General features: G+C 54.1%; 24 protein-coding genes. 9 read left to right on the top strand and 15 right to left on the bottom strand.

The annotated features are described in order from the left end of the window. Positions 1–7 precede the first annotated feature (7 nt). The 4 genes from ACPGUT_RS02235 to infA are packed head-to-tail and all read right to left on the bottom strand — an operon-like array spanning position 8 to position 2,013. Entirely contained in the window at positions 8–175 is a 168-nt protein-coding gene (locus tag ACPGUT_RS02235; RefSeq protein ID WP_423988614.1) for a DNA gyrase inhibitor YacG, read from the bottom strand. Further along, entirely contained in the window at positions 175–1,218 is a 1,044-nt protein-coding gene (locus tag ACPGUT_RS02240; protein WP_423988615.1) for a ribonuclease E/G, read from the bottom strand. The genes ACPGUT_RS02235 and ACPGUT_RS02240 overlap by 1 nt, the downstream gene beginning before the upstream one ends. Continuing rightward, complete coding sequence (locus tag ACPGUT_RS02245; protein ID WP_423988616.1) at positions 1,215–1,790, bottom strand: Maf family protein; 576 nt, start codon at positions 1,788–1,790, stop codon at positions 1,215–1,217. The genes ACPGUT_RS02240 and ACPGUT_RS02245 overlap by 4 nt, the downstream gene beginning before the upstream one ends. Before the next feature lie 4 nt (positions 1,791–1,794). Beyond that, positions 1,795–2,013, bottom strand: a complete 219-nt coding sequence (gene infA / locus ACPGUT_RS02250) for a translation initiation factor IF-1 (protein WP_039017373.1) — start codon at positions 2,011–2,013, stop codon at positions 1,795–1,797. Between the two features lie 284 nt (positions 2,014–2,297). Between infA and ACPGUT_RS02255 the strand changes: the two genes are divergently transcribed. Beyond that, positions 2,298–2,816: a hypothetical protein gene (locus ACPGUT_RS02255; protein ID WP_423988617.1), complete on the top strand. Its 519-nt coding sequence runs from the start codon at positions 2,298–2,300 to the stop codon at positions 2,814–2,816. Here ACPGUT_RS02255 and ACPGUT_RS02260 read toward each other — a convergent pair whose 3' ends face one another. The 5 genes from ACPGUT_RS02260 to ACPGUT_RS02280 all read right to left on the bottom strand — a co-directional run bounded on the left by ACPGUT_RS02260 (position 2,817) and on the right by ACPGUT_RS02280 (position 6,494). Next, a complete protein-coding gene (locus ACPGUT_RS02260) occupies positions 2,817–3,218 on the bottom strand; it encodes a low molecular weight phosphatase family protein (protein WP_423988650.1) in 402 nt (133 codons plus the stop codon). It lies immediately after the preceding gene. A 66-nt stretch (positions 3,219–3,284) separates the two neighbouring features. Beyond that, positions 3,285–3,767 carry a UPF0262 family protein gene (locus tag ACPGUT_RS02265; RefSeq protein ID WP_423988618.1) on the bottom strand — a complete coding sequence of 161 codons (483 nt, stop codon included), beginning with the start codon at positions 3,765–3,767 and terminating at the stop codon, positions 3,285–3,287. A 3-nt stretch (positions 3,768–3,770) separates the two neighbouring features. Continuing rightward, positions 3,771–5,075 carry a histidinol dehydrogenase gene (gene hisD / locus ACPGUT_RS02270; protein ID WP_423988619.1) on the bottom strand — a complete coding sequence of 435 codons (1,305 nt, stop codon included), beginning with the start codon at positions 5,073–5,075 and terminating at the stop codon, positions 3,771–3,773. A 95-nt stretch (positions 5,076–5,170) separates the two neighbouring features. Beyond that, positions 5,171–5,494, bottom strand: coding sequence for an ArsR/SmtB family transcription factor (locus ACPGUT_RS02275; protein ID WP_423988620.1), 324 nt, complete (start codon positions 5,492–5,494; stop codon positions 5,171–5,173). Between the two features lie 127 nt (positions 5,495–5,621). Further along, on the bottom strand, positions 5,622–6,494 hold the full coding sequence (locus ACPGUT_RS02280) for a LysR family transcriptional regulator (RefSeq protein ID WP_423988621.1): 873 nt from the start codon (positions 6,492–6,494) through the stop codon (positions 5,622–5,624). Positions 6,495–6,592: 98 nt separating this feature from the next. Here ACPGUT_RS02280 and ACPGUT_RS02285 point away from each other — a divergent pair, with 98 nt between their 5' ends. Further along, positions 6,593–6,826, top strand: a complete 234-nt coding sequence (locus ACPGUT_RS02285; protein WP_423988622.1) for a hypothetical protein — start codon at positions 6,593–6,595, stop codon at positions 6,824–6,826. A gap of 150 nt (positions 6,827–6,976) precedes the next feature. Continuing rightward, entirely contained in the window at positions 6,977–7,429 is a 453-nt protein-coding gene (locus tag ACPGUT_RS02290) for a BrnA antitoxin family protein (protein ID WP_423988623.1), read from the top strand. 34 nt (positions 7,430–7,463) lie between these two features. Here the strand turns inward: ACPGUT_RS02290 and ACPGUT_RS02295 are convergent, their stop codons facing one another. Continuing rightward, positions 7,464–8,102 carry a trimeric intracellular cation channel family protein gene (locus ACPGUT_RS02295; RefSeq protein ID WP_423988624.1) on the bottom strand — a complete coding sequence of 213 codons (639 nt, stop codon included), beginning with the start codon at positions 8,100–8,102 and terminating at the stop codon, positions 7,464–7,466. Between the two features lie 125 nt (positions 8,103–8,227). Between ACPGUT_RS02295 and ACPGUT_RS02300 the strand changes: the two genes are divergently transcribed. Beyond that, entirely contained in the window at positions 8,228–9,115 is an 888-nt protein-coding gene (locus tag ACPGUT_RS02300) for a DMT family transporter (RefSeq protein ID WP_423988625.1), read from the top strand. Here ACPGUT_RS02300 and ACPGUT_RS02305 read toward each other — a convergent pair. Then, on the bottom strand, positions 9,099–9,281 hold the full coding sequence (locus tag ACPGUT_RS02305; RefSeq protein ID WP_423988626.1) for a DUF4377 domain-containing protein: 183 nt from the start codon (positions 9,279–9,281) through the stop codon (positions 9,099–9,101). The genes ACPGUT_RS02300 and ACPGUT_RS02305 overlap by 17 nt on opposite strands. A 597-nt stretch (positions 9,282–9,878) precedes the next feature. Here ACPGUT_RS02305 and ACPGUT_RS02310 point away from each other — a divergent pair. The 5 genes from ACPGUT_RS02310 to ACPGUT_RS02330 all read left to right on the top strand — a co-directional run bounded on the left by ACPGUT_RS02310 (position 9,879) and on the right by ACPGUT_RS02330 (position 12,470). Beyond that, positions 9,879–10,241: an AtpZ/AtpI family protein gene (locus tag ACPGUT_RS02310; RefSeq protein ID WP_423988627.1), complete on the top strand. Its 363-nt coding sequence runs from the start codon at positions 9,879–9,881 to the stop codon at positions 10,239–10,241. Positions 10,242–10,243: 2 nt separating this feature from the next. After that, complete coding sequence (locus ACPGUT_RS02315) at positions 10,244–10,999, top strand: F0F1 ATP synthase subunit A (RefSeq protein ID WP_423988628.1); 756 nt, start codon at positions 10,244–10,246, stop codon at positions 10,997–10,999. A 50-nt stretch (positions 11,000–11,049) separates the two neighbouring features. Continuing rightward, entirely contained in the window at positions 11,050–11,274 is a 225-nt protein-coding gene (locus ACPGUT_RS02320) for a F0F1 ATP synthase subunit C (protein ID WP_423988629.1), read from the top strand. Positions 11,275–11,353: 79 nt separating this feature from the next. Beyond that, positions 11,354–11,908 (top strand): F0F1 ATP synthase subunit B', encoded by a 555-nt coding sequence (locus tag ACPGUT_RS02325; RefSeq protein WP_423988630.1) that lies wholly within the window; start codon positions 11,354–11,356, stop codon positions 11,906–11,908. Positions 11,909–11,912: 4 nt separating this feature from the next. After that, positions 11,913–12,470 carry a F0F1 ATP synthase subunit B gene (locus ACPGUT_RS02330; protein WP_423988631.1) on the top strand — a complete coding sequence of 186 codons (558 nt, stop codon included), beginning with the start codon at positions 11,913–11,915 and terminating at the stop codon, positions 12,468–12,470. A 174-nt stretch (positions 12,471–12,644) separates the two neighbouring features. On the opposite strand, the gene ACPGUT_RS02335 is transcribed toward ACPGUT_RS02330, so the two are convergent. From ACPGUT_RS02335 to ACPGUT_RS02350, 4 genes are all read right to left on the bottom strand, one after another. Continuing rightward, entirely contained in the window at positions 12,645–12,893 is a 249-nt protein-coding gene (locus tag ACPGUT_RS02335) for a hypothetical protein (protein ID WP_423988632.1), read from the bottom strand. Between the two features lie 204 nt (positions 12,894–13,097). Further along, entirely contained in the window at positions 13,098–13,868 is a 771-nt protein-coding gene (locus tag ACPGUT_RS02340) for a FadR/GntR family transcriptional regulator (protein ID WP_423988633.1), read from the bottom strand. Positions 13,869–13,971: 103 nt separating this feature from the next. Continuing rightward, complete coding sequence (locus ACPGUT_RS02345) at positions 13,972–14,631, bottom strand: OmpA family protein (RefSeq protein ID WP_423988634.1); 660 nt, start codon at positions 14,629–14,631, stop codon at positions 13,972–13,974. Positions 14,632–14,763: 132 nt separating this feature from the next. After that, the gene (locus ACPGUT_RS02350) at positions 14,764–15,612 is read right to left on the bottom strand and encodes a bifunctional helix-turn-helix domain-containing protein/methylated-DNA--[protein]-cysteine S-methyltransferase (RefSeq protein ID WP_423988635.1); all 849 of its coding nucleotides are present in this window, start codon (positions 15,610–15,612) and stop codon (positions 14,764–14,766) included. Positions 15,613–15,660: the final 48 nt, after the last annotated feature.

The raw sequence follows: 15,660 nt of genomic DNA on the forward strand, positions 1-15,660 counted from the left end.
GGCGTGGTTAGTCGGCTGTTTCCACAGTGGAAGACGACACATCTTCATCGTCGGAATCCAGTGTATACGTGCCGTCAAACCAGTGACCAAGATCAATGTCCGCACAACGTCTGGAACAAAACGGACGGTATTTCTGTTCCGTTTCTTTCTGGCAGATAGGGCATTCTCGACTCATCAGAAAATGCCTTTGGGCAGCAGATCACGCAGCGGCAGACGTTCGCGTTTGCGCTGCAGCTCATAACAGCCCAATGGCGTCCAACCCGCAAGAACCGTGTCGATCGTGTCTTTGCGCAGGGTTGCGCGCAGGCTGTGTTCAAACATCTTACGGTCTTTTTTCGGCATTGGGGCAAGATCTAGTGTCACCTGCCCACCAAGGCCACGAATGCGCAGCTGGCGGGGCAGTTCTTTGATCATTGCAAGGTTGGCTTTCAGGCCTGCCGCGAGGGACATATCACCACCGGTGTTTACATCCACAGCGACCAGTGCGCGGGTCGGTTCCACATAGATATGGCCACTGCCAGTAAGGGGCGCGCGGGCAAAGGTGAAGGCTTCCAGTAGATCATATACCTGATTGTTCTCAAAGGCGTCTTCATCGGTGTCGACGCTGTCAGCGTCCCATTCCCGCCAAGCAAGGTGGTGGGCGTCAGGGCCATCAATAAGCAATTCTGCCTCTGAACCTTCTGCGTCGGCCATCACTTGATCCGACATGGCACGCATGGCTGCAACATCTTCGGCAATTTCTTCGCGGTCCGAACCTACACAGGCAGAACGCAGAATGAGCCCAGCGTCTGAATCGTCCATTTCTTCATGGGCAATCACCATCAGTTCATCGCGTAAATCATCATCTTTGATTGCGCGGGAAATATTCAGGCCTGGCGCATTTGGGGTGACAATCGCGTATTTACTTTTGAACAGAACCTTGGGCGTAACGGGCGTTGCTTTGCCATCTTCACCATAGCCTGTGGTCTGAACCAGCAGGGCCTGACCTGGGGCAAGGCCCTTGGCCTGTTTCATATAGGCTTTGCCATCATTTGGCAGACGCAGAAAAATCCCGCCCTGACCTTTGACAGGGCGTTCGCAGATTGCACGGCATATGGCGCCAGGACGAAGATCGTCTCCGGGCGCATCAATTAGGAAATCAACAAGTTTGCCATCTTCGATCAGGGCGGCAGCGGCTTGATCTTCGAGATGTCCAAGGACAGCAGTGCGACCCTTCATGATGATGTTCCTTCTATCAGCCCGGCTGCGGTCAGCAGGCCGGCTGTTTCTGTCAGTGGCAGCCCGACGACGCCAGTGTATGATCCGTTGATCCAGGGCACAAACCGCCCCGCATAGCCTTGGATGCCATAAGCACCGGCTTTTCCTTCCCATTCACCGGTGGCGATATAGGCGTCGATGTCAGATTTTGACAGACGTTTCATGCGCAGGGCAGTGGTGGTTGAGACTTCCCAGGTGCGATCATGGCGGCGCAGGGCAACGGCAGTGGTTACCTGATGACGGCGGCCAGACAGCAGTTGCAGATATTTACGGGCTTCTGCTGCATCCGCAGGTTTGCCCAGAATGCGACGACCAAGTGCGACGATTGTGTCGGCGGACAACACGATTTCATCTGCGGCAATGTTAATCGCTTCGGCCTTTTCACGGGCCAGGCGGATGGCGTAAGGGCGGGGCAATTCCGCCTTGCGAGGTGTTTCATCGATATCCGCCGGGCGAATTTCGTCTGCAACAACGCCAATTTGCGCCAACAGTTCCCTGCGGCGCGGACTGGCGGACCCGAGGATCAGCTTCATGTGCTTACTTAAAGCGGTAGTTGATGCGACCCTTGGTCAGGTCATAAGGCGTCATTTCGACTTGTACCTTATCGCCTGCCAGAACGCGGATGCGGTTCTTGCGCATTTTACCTGCCGTATGCGCGATAATCTCATGGCCGTTTTCAAGCTCGACCCGGAATGTCGCGTTCGGCAGGAGTTCCGTTACAACACCGGGAAATTCGAGCATTTCTTCCTTGGCCATGGTGACTCCATCCAAAAACACCCGTCACATCGCGGGCGCTTGTTAGATGACGGCCTTTGCTGGGTAATTCAAGATCAGATCGTAGAAAAACACGGAATTCTGGCAAATCAGATGCATGTTGGGTGGAATTTGGCGGATTTTCGGCAAATGCGACGCAAAATCCAGGCGGAAATCCACAGTTGTAAACCCGCTCTTAAGGGTGAAGAGGCATTTTCCGGTCAGGGCCTGATCTGTCAGGTGGGAAAATGAAGGGCAGTCGCCGGGGGGCGACTGTAGGGTGAGATATGGAAGATCAATTATGCGTTGTTCGTCGTTCCCGGCGTGAAGGTGTTGCAATGTTTCGCAGTCGGGGACTGGGGTTGGTGTTGGTTTTATTTGCATTGCTGGTCATCGTGGCATCGGGGGCGAATGCAACTGAAAGGTCCGGGAAAGATATTGTGATCGTGCATGATGACCGGGGCGGCTTGGTTCAGCGGCGTGTGCAGGAAATCTCTGAAATCCGTTTACGGGGGCAGGATGTGCAGATAGGCGGTGGGAATTGCCTGTCGTCCTGTACGATGTTCCTAGGGCTGGAAAGTGCCTGTGTCTTTCCTGAAACTTCATTTGGTTTTCACGGGCCCAGCCAATCCGGAGATCTGCTGAGTGACGCTGATTTTAACTATTGGTCACATATGATTGCAGCGCATTACCCGGAACCTATCCGGACGTGGTATTTGCGTGAAGGGCGACAAAGGACACATGGTTTTTATCGGATCAGCGGTGCGGAACTGATTCGTCTAGGATTGCCATCCTGTATGGCCTGATCAGCTGTCTTCCGACATAGGCGGGCCGAAACGCGCGATCAGTCGTTCGCTGATCTGATCGCGGGCCTGGCGATAAGACGTGAGTTTCGCATCTCGCGTTTCGCCCAATCCCGTAGGATCAAGGATGGGCCAGTATTCGACCTCTAGGTGGAAAAATCGCGTTAGTTCCAGCGCGCGGCGCTGACTTGCAGGGGATAGGGCGATGACAAGATCAAAGCCTGACAGATCATCGCCCCATTGTTCCATTTCGTCAAAACTGCGGGATTTATGGCGGGACAATTCAATGCCCAGTTCCTGACAGACAGCGACGGAGAAGCCATCGATTTCGAGATCATTCTTGACCCCGGCGGATTGAACATATGTGTCGAACCCGTAATATTTTTTCATCAGGCCTTCTGCCATGGGGGAACGCACGGCGTTGTAATCGCAACAAAACAAAACTGATCCGGGAAGGTCTTCTGCCACGCATCAGCCTCCGAAATGCAATACGCAGATAAGGGTGAAAAGGCGCCGCGCGGTATTTTTGTCGATCGCTGCTTTGCCTTCCAGACGCTCCTGAAGAACGTTTGCCCCTTCATTGTGAATGCCGCGGCGCGCCATATCAATGGCTTCGATCTTGCTGGGCGGCAGGGTTTTTACCGCGTCAAAATAGTTCTCACAGACCTGAAAATAGTCTTTCACAACCTGTCGAAATGGACCAAGCGACAAGTGAAATTCGCCAATGGCAGTTTCATCTTCCTGTGCGATTTCAAAGACCAAGCGGCGTTCACGGATTGCAAGTAACATGCGGTAAGGACCCGGAGGTACATCACGGTCGTCACGCGTGGGCAAGGCAAAGCTGTTGTCTTCCAGAAGATCAAAGATCGCAACTTTGCGTTCTTGTTCGATCTCTGGTGTCGGCGCAGGCAAGCCGGCGTCATCGATCTCAATATGGCAGATTCGGTTTGTCATAACTCAGTCACTGTTCAATTGTTTCAGGCGCAATGCAACCGAAAGCCCGTGGGCCTCTAGGCTTTCGCTGGTGGCAAGGGTAACGGCGGCGGGGCCAATGGCGGCAAGCGCACCGGGGGACATTTTGGAAAGCGTGGTGCGTTTCATGAAATCAAGCACCGACAGGCCGGAACTGAAGCGGGCAGATCTTGCGGTTGGCAGCACGTGATTTGGCCCACCAATGTAGTCGCCAATCGCTTCGGGAGTGAAACGGCCCAGAAAGATTGCCCCGGCGTGGGTGATTTTGTCTGAGAGCGCATCGGGGTCATCGACGCAAAGTTCGAGATGTTCCGGGGCTACGCGATCAGACAGTTGTGCGGCTTCGTCGAGATCGCGCACGACAATGACGGCACCAAAATCACGCCAGCTGGGCGCTGCAATTGCGCGGCGTTCCAGTGTTTCCAAGCGTTTCTCAACCGCGTTGGCAACGGATTGCCCGAAATCGGCATCGTCCGTGATCAGAATAGATTGCGCGCTTTCGTCATGTTCCGCCTGACTGAGAAGATCTACCGCGATCCAGTCCGGATCATTGTCTTTATCCGCAATCACCAGAATTTCGCTTGGGCCAGCGATCATATCGATGCCCACTTTGCCAAACACCCGGCGTTTGGCTGCGGCGACAAAGGCATTGCCAGGGCCTGTGATCTTATCAACCGGCGCAATTGTATCGGTGCCATAGGCCAGTGCTGCCACGGCCTGGGCACCGCCAATGCGCGCAATGTTATCAACGCCGGACAGTTTCGCAGCCAGGATGACCAACGGATTGATGATGCCATCGGGCGTGGGAACTGTGATGGTCAGGTTTTTCACGCCCGCGACTTTCGCTGGAATGGCATTCATCAGAACTGACGATGGATAGCTGGCCAGCCCGCCTGGCACATAAAGCCCCGCAGAATCAACAGGCCCCCAGCGCCAGCCCAGTGTCGCGCCTGCATCATCAGTCCAGCTTTCATCCTGAGGCAACTGGCGTGCGTGATAGGCGCGGATGCGTTCGGCGGCCAGTTCAAGTGCGGCCCGCTCGGTTTCGTTTACCTTGGCACATTCTTCTTCGATCTCGGCCTTGGTGAACAGGATCTGATCGGCACGCAGGTTCATGCGGTCAAACTTTGCAGTTAGCTCTAGCACTGCTTCATCCCCACGGGCGCGCACATCGGCGATAATATCGCGCACAACGTCATCTACTTCGGGAGAATCTTCGCGTTTGGTTGTCAGGAAAGCGGCAAAGCGGCTTTCAAAGTCAGCATCAGTAGAGTTGAGAAAGATCGGCATAGCACAGTCCGTACAGATTGGTTGCCTGTCCATAGCGTGCGGGGCGGGCTTCCTCAAGGGGGGCAGGCATGTTGATTGGTCCGTGTTGTTTAGCCCTATTCGCCCAGTTCGCTTTCTAGAAAGCGTTCAAAATCATCAAGGTTTACTGCTTCGAAATGACCAAAGGCCTGCATCCAAGCTGATGCATCGCGCAGGGCATTTTCTTCAATCCGACACCATTTGACGCGGCCGCGTTTGTCTTGGCTGATCAACCCGGCATTGGTGAGAACCACCAGATGTTTGGAGATCGCCGCAAGCGACATATCAAAAGGTTCGGCCACATCTGTGACGGCCATATCGTCTTCCAGCAGCATCGTCAGGATCTGACGGCGGGTGGCGTCAGAGAGGGCCGAGAAAATGATATCAAGCGGTGCAGACATAGGTTTGGGTTATTGAAACAACGCCGGAAGGTCAACTACGCGCGGACGTCAGGGCAATGCTCTTCTGTTGCGGGGCAGAGTGGGGCCCGACGTTGGGAATGTGTTTTTCGGCATTGATTTTATGGGCTTATGTCAGGGCGGTCCGACGTGTGCCTGTGTGGGTATGTATATCGCTTATCAGGCTGGAAAGTGTTTGTGCCGCAGGGCTGGGCGCGTTGCGGGGCTGTCGCAGGATATATGCAAGATCCGGGGCAGGGGGGAAGCCTTCTTGTAGGATTTCCATTTCGGGGCTGAGATATGCTGCCGGCAGAAGCGCGACGCCCAGTCCCGCCTGAACAGCAGATCTGATACCGGACGAACTGGCGCATTCTAGGGTGATTGTCAGCCCCGATTCTGGGGGCCGTTCCATGGCGTGGTTTTTGTAGAAACAATTTGCATCATAGGACAGAAACGGCAGGGAACGGGTCATGTCTGGTTGAAAATCAGGGGATTTCACCCAGTGCAGCCGGTCTTTATAAAGCAGTTGATCCCCTTTGCGTATGTCCTTTTCAAAGATCTGCATCATAGCCAAATCAATTTCACCTCGTTCCAATTCGGCTGCAAGAACAAGGCTTTGGCGGACGTGTGTGCGAACGGACACGCTGGGGTGCAATCGTGTGAAACGGCCAAGAATATGTGACAGGTCACTGCTGGTGATGTCTTCTGTCATGCCAAGGCGAATTTTGCCGGAAAGCGGGCGCTTTGACAGGCTGGATAGGGCTTCGTCGTGCAGGGAGAGGATGCGTCGGGCGTAGGTCAGCAATCGCTGCCCATCGTCAGTAAATAAGGGGGCACCTGGACGTCGGGACAGAAGGCGGCAGTCGATCCCGGTTTCCAGACGTTTGATCTTATGACTGACCGCTGATTGTGACAGGGACAGATGATCAGAGGCACGCGTGACCCCGCCGTGGTCGTCAATGGCACAAAGCGTACGCAGGGCATCTATATCAAGTCGTTGCATATGCACTCCATGACAAATTTGAATTGAAATATGAAATCAATCCATTTGATTCATGTTCTATCACATGCGATATGGGAAAAAAAGAGGATGGTTAAGATATGAATAAAACCCGGCTGGTCGCCTTTTTCGAAATCTCAGGATCGGTCCTGGCAATGATCTATGCCCTGTTGATCGCGTCGAACACAGGCAATGAAGTGCTGGGGTTTTCGCTGTTGCTTGCGTCTGCTTTGCTGTTTGCGGGGTGGGGATATATTGACAAGAGATGGGCGTTTTTCGCGCTTCAGTTCTTTTATGCCACATCCGCAATTATTGGTCTGATCCGCTGGGGATGAGGCGGGTTTGTTGAGGGGCAACATGGCCATGCACAAGCGATACACATGTCATGCATATCTTATGCATACAGGCCGCGCGTAGTGCTGACGCCGCGTTAAGGTTTTTCGGGCAGGCTGTATTAGATCAGGCACAACCCCGGGAGACGGATCATGCGTTTTGAAGGCCGTGAAATGCCCCGCCCTGAGGGGCGACCGCGAAAGAAGACGGACGTTTACGCACATTACATGATGGACGCATTGGCGCGGCTTGAATGGGACATGCATCACGAGATCAACATCAATCAGCGTATTCCTGAGGAATGGCGCATGATCTGGGCCGAACGACCGGAACGAAAGAAGAAACGCATCACGATCGGGATCGACGAAGACGTTCTGCGCTTTTTCAAAAGTATGGGGACGGGCTATCAAACGAAGATGAATGAGACGTTGAAAAGTTTCATGTATGCGCGCCTGGCCGGTTTTCTTGAGGGACGTGATGCACCGACGCCTTACCGGGATCTTGTGAAGGAGGCACCGGAATGGGGCGACAGCCAGCGCGGGTTTGAGGAACGCCATGCCCGACTTGAGGCCCGGAAGTCCGCGGCGAAACCAGGGGAATGTTGATTTGCAACAAGCGAAAAAATATCCGGCGGATGTGCTATTTCTCGGTTTTTGTAGGCCGTGGCGGGCGGGATTTATAGGCGGGCATGCCCCAGCCGAAAATCATTGAACCGGCGCGCAGGAAGAACGTGACTGTGGTGCACGTCAGGGCGATCAGTTCCGGGGGCAGGGCGATTTGGCTGGCGGCGACTGTCGCGATGGATCCGGCCAGGGCGCAGGTCACGTAAAGTTCGCCTTGTTTCAGGACCAAGGGCACCTCGTTTGAAACCGTATCGCGCATAATGCCGCCCATACACCCCGTGGTGATGCCCATCAGGATGACCACGGGCGCAGGCTGGCCCAATGACAGAGCAATGCCGGAGCCAGCAGAAACCGAAACACCCAATGCAAGTGCGTCGAGCCAAAGCAGCAGGCGATAGCGGCTTTCAAAAAGATGCGCGGTAAAGAAGACAAAAAGGGCCGCGCCGCAGGCCACGGCAAGAAAAGACGGGCGTTCCAGCCAGAACACAGGGTTGCGGTCCAACAATACGTCGCGCACAGTACCCCCGCCCACCGCTGTGAGGCAGGCAAAAAAGCAAAAACCAACGATATCCAGCTGCGCCCGGCTGGCCACAAGCGCACCTGTCAGGGCAAACACCAGAACAGAGGCGTAATCAAGAAAAGTGAAAAGGGTCATTGGTGGCTCCGTTTCTGCGAGACAGGGATAGCGCAGGGCGTGGAGGCTGTCACCCTGACATGTGGAATTTACGGATTGACAATGCGGGCCGGCAGGCGTGATCTGCGCAAAAAGGAACGCGGGATATGACATTAAAAGAATGGCTGGTGATCATCACACTTGGCATTGGCTGGGGCATGTCCTTTGTCTTTAATGAAATCCTGTTGCGTGAACTGGGGCCTGTCACCGTTTCGTTGGGACGGGTCAGTTTTGGGGCGCTGGGCTGTTGGATCTGGGTTCTGATGCGTCGGAAACAGGTGTCGGTGACCCTGCGTTTGGCGCTGGAGATGTTGGTGTTCGGGGCCATCAGTTTTGCGTTTCCTTTTGCAATCTATGCCCTTGGTCAGCAGAGCATTTCTGCGGGAGTTGCTGGGATTATCAACGCAATGACCCCGGGGATGGTGGTGCTGATTTCGCATTTCTGGCCGGGAGGGGAGCGTGCGACAGGGGCGAAGACCGCGGGTGTTGCTTTTGGATTTCTGGGGATTGTGATCCTGGCCTGGCCGGTGTTGCAGCGCGGTGAGGCGTCAGCTTTCTGGGCGATTGTGATCACCATCGGGGCACCGATTTGTTACGGGATCTCAGGCAATATGGCGCGTAGATATAAGGCGATTGATCCAGCCGTTTTGGCGGCGATGGCCCTGTCCGGGGCAAGCGTTTTGATTGCACCGTTGGCGATTTGGCATGATGGCTGGCCGGTTGTGGCGCGGGCTGAAACTTGGGGCGCGCTGATGATGATCGGTTTTGTCCTGACCTCGGCGTCGTTTGTTGCCTTTTACTGGGTCTTGCCGCGCATTGGCGCAACGAACACATCCACCGTTACGTTTATTGCGCCGGTGTCCGCCGTGTCGCTGGGCGTGTGGGTTTTGGGGCAGCCGCTGGCGATCGAGCACATCCTGGGGATGGGCGCAATTTTCTGTGGGCTGCTGCTGATCGATGGGCGGATCGTGAGACGTTTTACTGGGTCGCGCTGATCACCCGGATCAAGCGATAGCTGTAATATCCCGCGTCATGGATGATTTGACCCGGAGCGGCACGTGGGCTGCGTTCGATTTCTAGCTGATAGGTTGTGCCTGCTTCATGGGTGAAGCCTGCAATGCTTTCATAAAAATATTCGCCATCAACAACGAGGCAGTTCATCGGAATCATGCCTTGGCATTTAACACGGTGCGGGGCGACGGAAACCTGTATCAGAACGGGGGGTTCTATGGTGGGGGTGTAGTCTCCCGCGTCAGATGGATCTGTTTGATTTTCTGGGGCCTTGATTTCACATGCAGCAAGCGGGACAGCCAAACAAAGGGCGGCGGCACAAAGACGTAACAGGGTAATCATAATGGATCCTTTCAACTGACTCCCAATATCGGGGTGCGGAAGACAGGTTTCGAGGGGAAAAGCCTGCGGGCTGCGTCACAACTTGGATTTGTAATTCACAACATCGGATGGCGAGGGGTGATCCTGACCGGGCCGGACGGCGGCAGGCGGTTCGGCGTTTTTGTGACTGGCTTCTGAAAGAGGCGGAAACGTTCCGCAGGGCGATAGTCAACCAGGAAGTTGAATAAAGGAAAATGATTGCGGAGATCGCGGTGGGGCGCGATGTGGTTCGTGGGTGTCGAAGTTAATCAAATATAATCTGTTTAAAAACAAAATGTTACGGTGAATTATCTTTGTTTCAGCTTCTGTTGACTCTGAAGGCGTCGCCGCCTAGGTTCGCGGCAAGTTTCCAGAGGGGCCTTTTTGATGTCTGAACAGCCCGATCCAAACCGCTTAGCGGCGCTTGAAGACCGGATCGATGCGCTGAAGAAGACGCAGGAAGATGCGCCCCGGAAGGAAAGTCACCATTCTATGGCCTCTGTGGCCTGGCGCATGGTGACCGAGCTTGTGGCTGGCCTTGGGGTTGGTTTCGGGATCGGCTTGGGGTTGGATTCGGTCTTTGGAACGAAACCTTTCCTGATGATAATATTTCTGCTGGTGGGGTTTGCCGCAGGTGTCCGTGTAATGATCGGGACAGCGCATGAACTCCAGGAGCAACGCATGAGAGCAGCAGCGGCTGCGAATGAGAACACGGCGGATGATACCGCCATAGAGACGACGAAGGATTGACCATGGCAGCGGACGCAGCAGGACCAAGCGGATTGCAAATTCACCCGATGGATCAGTTTGTGATCTCTCCTCTTTTTGGGGACGGTCCGATCAATTGGTACACGCCGACCAACGTAACGTTGTGGATGGCGATTGCAGTTGTTGGCGTTGTTCTGCTGATGCTGGTTGGCACAAGCCGTCGCGCAATCGTTCCAACACGCAGCCAGTCCATCGCGGAAATGGCCTATGGCTTTATTTACAAAATGGTTGAAGATGTTGCCGGCAAAGACGGCGTCGCGTTCTTCCCATATATCATGACCCTGTTCATGTTCATCGTGTTCTCAAACTTCCTTGGTTTGCTGCCAATGAGCTTTACCACAACATCCCACATCGCGGTGACTGCGGTTCTGGCGATGCTGGTGTTCTTGGGTGTGACCATCATCGGTTTCGTGAAAAACGGCGTTGGCTTTCTTGGCCTGTTCTGGGTGTCTTCTGCACCACTGGCCCTGCGTCCGATCCTCGCGATTATCGAAGTAACATCTTATTTTGTGCGTCCTGTTAGCCATTCTATCCGTCTTGCGGGTAACGTGATGGCTGGCCACGCGGTTATCAAAGTGTTTGCAGGCTTTGCCGGTGCCATGGGCATCGGGGCGATCCTGCCAATCGGTATGATCACTGCTGTATACGCTCTCGAAGTTCTCGTGGCCTTTATCCAGGCTTACGTGTTCACCATTCTGACCTGTGTGTATCTGAAAGATGCACTGCACCCATCACACTAAGGGCTGGTCTGAACTACTACCTCAACTTCCAATCGTAAGGAGATATCATTATGGAAGGCGAACTCGCACACATCGGCGCTGGCCTCGCAGGCATGGGCACAGGTATTGCAGCACTTGGTGTTGGTAACGTAGCTGCCAACTTCTTGTCAGGCGCTCTGCGTAACCCATCTGCAGCTGCTTCTCAGACTGCTAACCTTTTCATCGGCATCGCATTTGCTGAAGCTCTGGGGATCTTCTCGTTCCTCGTTGCTCTGCTGCTGATGTTCGCTGTTTAAGACCTGACAGAACATTCCTTACGCACGGGTGGGTCTGATAAGATCCACCCGATGTTTACGAAGGCTCTGAGGGGACGACATGGCTAATACTACACATACGGCGGACGCGTCTCAGGATGCTTTTCACGCAGCTGAAGAAGCTGCCGGTGGCCTGCCACAGCTGGAACTGTCAACTTTCCCAAACCAGATTTTCTGGCTTGCGATTACACTTGTTGTCATTTTCTTTGTGCTGTCCAAAGTGGCTTTGCCACGGATCGCATCTGTTCTTGCTGAACGTCGCGGCACCATCACAAACGATATTGCTGCTGCAGAAGATTTGAAAGCGAAAGCGCTGGAAGCTGAAGAGGCCTATAACAAGGCACTTGCAGATGCCCGCACCGAAGCTGGTCAGATTGTTGCAGACGCAAAAGCAGAGATTCAGGCGGATCTTGATAAGGCGATTGCAAAAGCAGACGCTGAGATTGCTGCCAAAGCCGCGGAAAGCGAAACAGCAATTGCTGAAATCCGTGCCGGTGCTGAAGCCGCTGTGAAAACAGTTGCCAAAGACACTGCTAAAGAAATCATCGCTGCGATGGGCGGGAAAGCAGATGCGCGTTCCGTGACCTCTGCTGTGACCGCACGGATGAAAGGGTAAGAACATGAAAAAACTTTCCGTTCTTTTTGCGCTTGCCGCTTCTCCGGCGTTTGCCGCTGGCGACATTCCATTCTTCTCGCTGTTCAACACTGATTTTGTTGTTGTCATCGCATTCTTGGCTTTCGTTGGTATCCTTTTGGTTGCCAAGGTTCCAGGCATGCTGGGCGGTCAGCTGGACGCACGTGCAGAAGGCATTCAGTCTGAACTGAATGAAGCCCGCGCGCTGCGTGAAGAAGCACAGACTTTGCTGGCCTCATATGAGCGCAAGCAGGAAGAAGTCAAAGAGCAGGCGTCACGTATTGTGGCCCATGCTAAGATGGAAGCTGAAGAGGCTGCAGAACTGGCGAAAGAGGAGTTGAAATCTTCTATTACGCGTCGCCTGCAGGCCGCTGAAGACCAGATTACATCTGCTCAGGAGGCTGCGGTGAAGGAAGTACGTGATCGTGCTGTTTCCGTAGCTGTTGGCGCGGCAAGCGACATGATCGTCAAGAACATGACCGCTGCTGATGGCAACGCTTTGATCGATGCTGCTATCTCTGAAACCGAGACACGCCTGAACTGATCAGGACGTTACATCAGATAAAGAGGGCGCGGAAACATTGTTTCACGCGCCCTTTTTCTTGTCTGGACCAAATGCGCTTCAGATATAAAAAACCAGCGCCTGGCATATGACCAGCGCTGGTTTTTCTATATCGAACATATGAAATAATATGTTCAGTCAGGCATTCGCCAGTGATCAGCGGTTGCTGAGACGACGGTGGCCTTCACGCACACAGATGTTGTTTGCTTCACGGATGGTCATGCCGGGAGGGGCAACAATAGCTTCGTCCCAGAGAACCCGATTTTCTGTGTAAAGCTGACAGACAACAGTGCCTTTTTCAGTCTGAACTTCGACAGGGGTGGTTGCATAGTTTTGCTGATCAATACAGCCGGATAGAACCGTAACTGCAACAGCGGCGCTGGCAAGAAGGATCGGGGATTTCATATGTTAACTCCTGAACACATTACATTGTTTTCTTCATATTAGCTGAGACAATGCCAAAAAACAATTTGGGAGCCTAGATGTAAATCTGAAATTATTCGTTAATGCGTTCTTTGGTACACAGATCAGGGGCGTCTCTCGGTTTAACGCCACCGAAAAGTTAAGGAATGAGAAAACAGGGTGCCATTTTGATGGCAGAAATCAGCCTTAAGATGAATTGGTTTCACTGGCCAGGCGTAAACGGGCAATCGTTTCGTTTTCGTCACGCTGTTTCTGGGCCTGCAGGCAGGATGAAACATATTCCATATGAGATTCGCAGGCATCGCGTGCTGCTTTGGGATCTCTGGCCTGAAGGGCATTGTTGATCGCACGGTGTTGTTCCAACATGAGATCTGCAGTGGTTTCCTGGTGGAACATGGCCTGCCTGTTGTAGAAGACCCCTTGCTGTAGCAAATCAAACATAGAGCGCATCATATGCAGCATGACGACGTTGTGGCTGGCCTCCATAATGGACAGGTGAAATTCAGCATCCAGTCGGGCTTCGCGGACATCATCGCCTTCGGCATGTGCCGTTTCCATTTTGCGGAAAATCGCGTCGATCACCTGAAGATCGGTGTCTGACCCGCATTGTGTCGCGCGTTCGGCAGCCAGGCCTTCCATATCACGTCGGAAACTGACGTAATCAAAGACGGCCCGGTCGTGGCCCGCAAATAGGGTAACAAGTGCCGACGAAAAGGCGGACCCGAGAACTTCGGTGACGAAAATGCCAGAGCCTGCGCGGCTTTCGAGTAAGCCCTTGTTTTGGAGATCTGAAATTGCTTCGCGCAGAGACGGACGAGAGACCCCAAGGCGTTCTGCCAGATCCCGTTCTGATGGCAGCCGGTCGCCGGGACGCAGGATACCCTGAAGGATCAGTTCTTCGATCTGCTGATCGACGGCACTGGCGATTTTCTGGGGCTGGATTTTCTGAAATGGCATGGGGGCTCCGCTTTATTGGTCATATTATATGACCACAATTGAGAGCGGACAAATAAAAAGAGGCCGGGATACTGCCCGGCCTCTTTTAAATATTTTGGTTCGCTTAGTTGGACGGGCGAATAATGATATCCACGCGACGGTTCTGTGCACGGCCTTCAGATGTCAGGTTGGTTGCGACGGGTTCATTTTCACCGCGACCAAAGGCGCGGATGCGATGTGAGGCAACGCCTGAATTGCGCAGGACAGATGCAACGGAAGTGGCACGGCGTGAAGACAGATCCTGGTTGTAGCCCGCATCACCTGTGTTATCGGTGTGACCGATGACTTCGACGGTGCTGTCAGGATATTGGTTCAGACTGCTCGCAAGTGTGCGCAGATCATTCTGAAGAGAGCCTGTCAGATTGGCGCTGTTGGTGGCGAACAAGACATCCTGTGGCATGCTGACGACCAGATGGTCACCGTTGTTCACCACATTTACGTCATTGCCCAGATCGCGGTTCAATTCCTGCGCCTGCTTGTCCAGATAGCCGCCGATGCCGGCCCCAACCAGACCACCGACGATGCCGCCGATTGCTGCGTTCTTAAGGCGATCGCTGCCGCTTTCACGTGTGCCGCCAAGAACCGCACCAATGCCTGCACCAATCAATGCGCCATTCTGGGTACGGGTGTTGCCATTGCGGGGCTCGGGGCCGGGGTCTACACAGCCTGCCAGAGCAATTGTACCTGCACAAAGAAGTGCGACGGAGGTTTTAACACGAATCATAATCTGCCTCGTTTCGTTGATCCATTTCGTTGCTTGTGAATATAGGTACATGGCAGATGCTATTAAATATCATGGGAGAAATCCCATAAAAACAGCGGTTTTTGGCTGAGTCATTTGGACGATGTTATCTGATTACACGCCTGCCGGGACGTTTTCAGCATCTGCCCGCGCGCCTTCCCAGGCCAGCATGGCGCGTTTGACGGGCAGGCCCCAGTGATACCCACCAAGGGCACCAGATTTGCGCAGGGCACGGTGACAGGGGATGAGCCAAGAGACGGGATTTCGTCCAACGGCGGTGCCAACAGCGCGCTGCGCCCGGGGGGTACCGATGGCGCTGGCGATTTCTGAATAGGTCGTGACATGACCTGAGGGGATCTGAAGAAGGGCTTCCCAGACTTTGATCTGCATGGGGGCGCCGATCAGCACAAGGCTGGTTTCTTTGCCGCCGATTGCACCGTCGATCCAGGGTTTCAGAAGGGGTTCATTCTGAACGAAATCAGCCCGTGGCCAGCGCGATTGCATATCGGCCAGCGCTGTGTCGCGCCCGCATTCAGATGTGAAGGCCAGGCCGCAAAGCCCCTTGTCTGTCCCCATGGCCAGCATTTCGCCAAAGGGCCCGTCGAACCAACCTTGGTAAATGGTCAGCCCTTCGCCTTTTGCAGCGTAGACGCCGGGGCTCATGGCTTCCCAGCGGACAAACATATCATGCAGACGCCCGCCGCCGGACAAGCCGGTGGCATGGGCCGTGTCGAGCACGGAGAAACGATCCCGCAGCAGATCTTTGGCGTGACCCAGTTGCAGATATTGTTGATACCGTTTGGGGGACACCCCGACCCAGCGCGAAAACACCCGTTGGAAATGTGCCGGGGACATCTGCATCTTTGCCGACAGATCATCCAGCGACAAGGGCGCGTCTGATGCGTCGATTTCATCCAGCGCGCGGCGGATCAGTGCAAAGTGGTAGGCCTCATTCATCTGCATTTTGGTCTCCTTTGAAACAAAGATGCATGTTTCAGCGCGCCTGATCGA

This window comes from Halocynthiibacter sp., assembly GCF_049608145.1.
GTDB lineage: Bacteria > Pseudomonadota > Alphaproteobacteria > Rhodobacterales > Rhodobacteraceae > Halocynthiibacter.

Bases quoted from the DNA above. Each gene is read 5' to 3' on its own strand.
- ACPGUT_RS02235 (WP_423988614.1), bottom strand. From the start codon at position 175: ATGAGTCGAGAATGCCCTATCTGCCAGAAAGAAACGGAACAGAAATAC.
- ACPGUT_RS02275 (WP_423988620.1), bottom strand. From the start codon at position 5,494: ATGTCTGCACCGCTTGATATCATTTTCTCGGCCCTCTCTGACGCCACC.
- ACPGUT_RS02305 (WP_423988626.1), bottom strand. From the start codon at position 9,281: ATGAACTGCCTCGTTGTTGATGGCGAATATTTTTATGAAAGCATTGCA.
- ACPGUT_RS02265 (WP_423988618.1), bottom strand. From the start codon at position 3,767: ATGACAAACCGAATCTGCCATATTGAGATCGATGACGCCGGCTTGCCT.
- ACPGUT_RS02310 (WP_423988627.1), top strand. From the start codon at position 9,879: ATGTCTGAACAGCCCGATCCAAACCGCTTAGCGGCGCTTGAAGACCGG.
- ACPGUT_RS02335 (WP_423988632.1), bottom strand. From the start codon at position 12,893: ATGAAATCCCCGATCCTTCTTGCCAGCGCCGCTGTTGCAGTTACGGTT.
- ACPGUT_RS02345 (WP_423988634.1), bottom strand. From the start codon at position 14,631: ATGATTCGTGTTAAAACCTCCGTCGCACTTCTTTGTGCAGGTACAATT.
- ACPGUT_RS02280 (WP_423988621.1), bottom strand. From the start codon at position 6,494: ATGCAACGACTTGATATAGATGCCCTGCGTACGCTTTGTGCCATTGAC.
- hisD (WP_423988619.1), bottom strand. From the start codon at position 5,075: ATGCCGATCTTTCTCAACTCTACTGATGCTGACTTTGAAAGCCGCTTT.
- ACPGUT_RS02295 (WP_423988624.1), bottom strand. From the start codon at position 8,102: ATGACCCTTTTCACTTTTCTTGATTACGCCTCTGTTCTGGTGTTTGCC.
- ACPGUT_RS02325 (WP_423988630.1), top strand. From the start codon at position 11,354: ATGGCTAATACTACACATACGGCGGACGCGTCTCAGGATGCTTTTCAC.
- ACPGUT_RS02320 (WP_423988629.1), top strand. From the start codon at position 11,050: ATGGAAGGCGAACTCGCACACATCGGCGCTGGCCTCGCAGGCATGGGC.
- ACPGUT_RS02255 (WP_423988617.1), top strand. From the start codon at position 2,298: ATGGAAGATCAATTATGCGTTGTTCGTCGTTCCCGGCGTGAAGGTGTT.
- ACPGUT_RS02315 (WP_423988628.1), top strand. From the start codon at position 10,244: ATGGCAGCGGACGCAGCAGGACCAAGCGGATTGCAAATTCACCCGATG.
- ACPGUT_RS02240 (WP_423988615.1), bottom strand. From the start codon at position 1,218: ATGAAGGGTCGCACTGCTGTCCTTGGACATCTCGAAGATCAAGCCGCT.
- ACPGUT_RS02340 (WP_423988633.1), bottom strand. From the start codon at position 13,868: ATGCCATTTCAGAAAATCCAGCCCCAGAAAATCGCCAGTGCCGTCGAT.
- ACPGUT_RS02350 (WP_423988635.1), bottom strand. From the start codon at position 15,612: ATGCAGATGAATGAGGCCTACCACTTTGCACTGATCCGCCGCGCGCTG.
- ACPGUT_RS02260 (WP_423988650.1), bottom strand. From the start codon at position 3,218: ATGGCAGAAGGCCTGATGAAAAAATATTACGGGTTCGACACATATGTT.
- ACPGUT_RS02285 (WP_423988622.1), top strand. From the start codon at position 6,593: ATGAATAAAACCCGGCTGGTCGCCTTTTTCGAAATCTCAGGATCGGTC.
- ACPGUT_RS02300 (WP_423988625.1), top strand. From the start codon at position 8,228: ATGACATTAAAAGAATGGCTGGTGATCATCACACTTGGCATTGGCTGG.
- infA (WP_039017373.1), bottom strand. From the start codon at position 2,013: ATGGCCAAGGAAGAAATGCTCGAATTTCCCGGTGTTGTAACGGAACTC.
- ACPGUT_RS02290 (WP_423988623.1), top strand. From the start codon at position 6,977: ATGCGTTTTGAAGGCCGTGAAATGCCCCGCCCTGAGGGGCGACCGCGA.
- ACPGUT_RS02245 (WP_423988616.1), bottom strand. From the start codon at position 1,790: ATGAAGCTGATCCTCGGGTCCGCCAGTCCGCGCCGCAGGGAACTGTTG.
- ACPGUT_RS02330 (WP_423988631.1), top strand. From the start codon at position 11,913: ATGAAAAAACTTTCCGTTCTTTTTGCGCTTGCCGCTTCTCCGGCGTTT.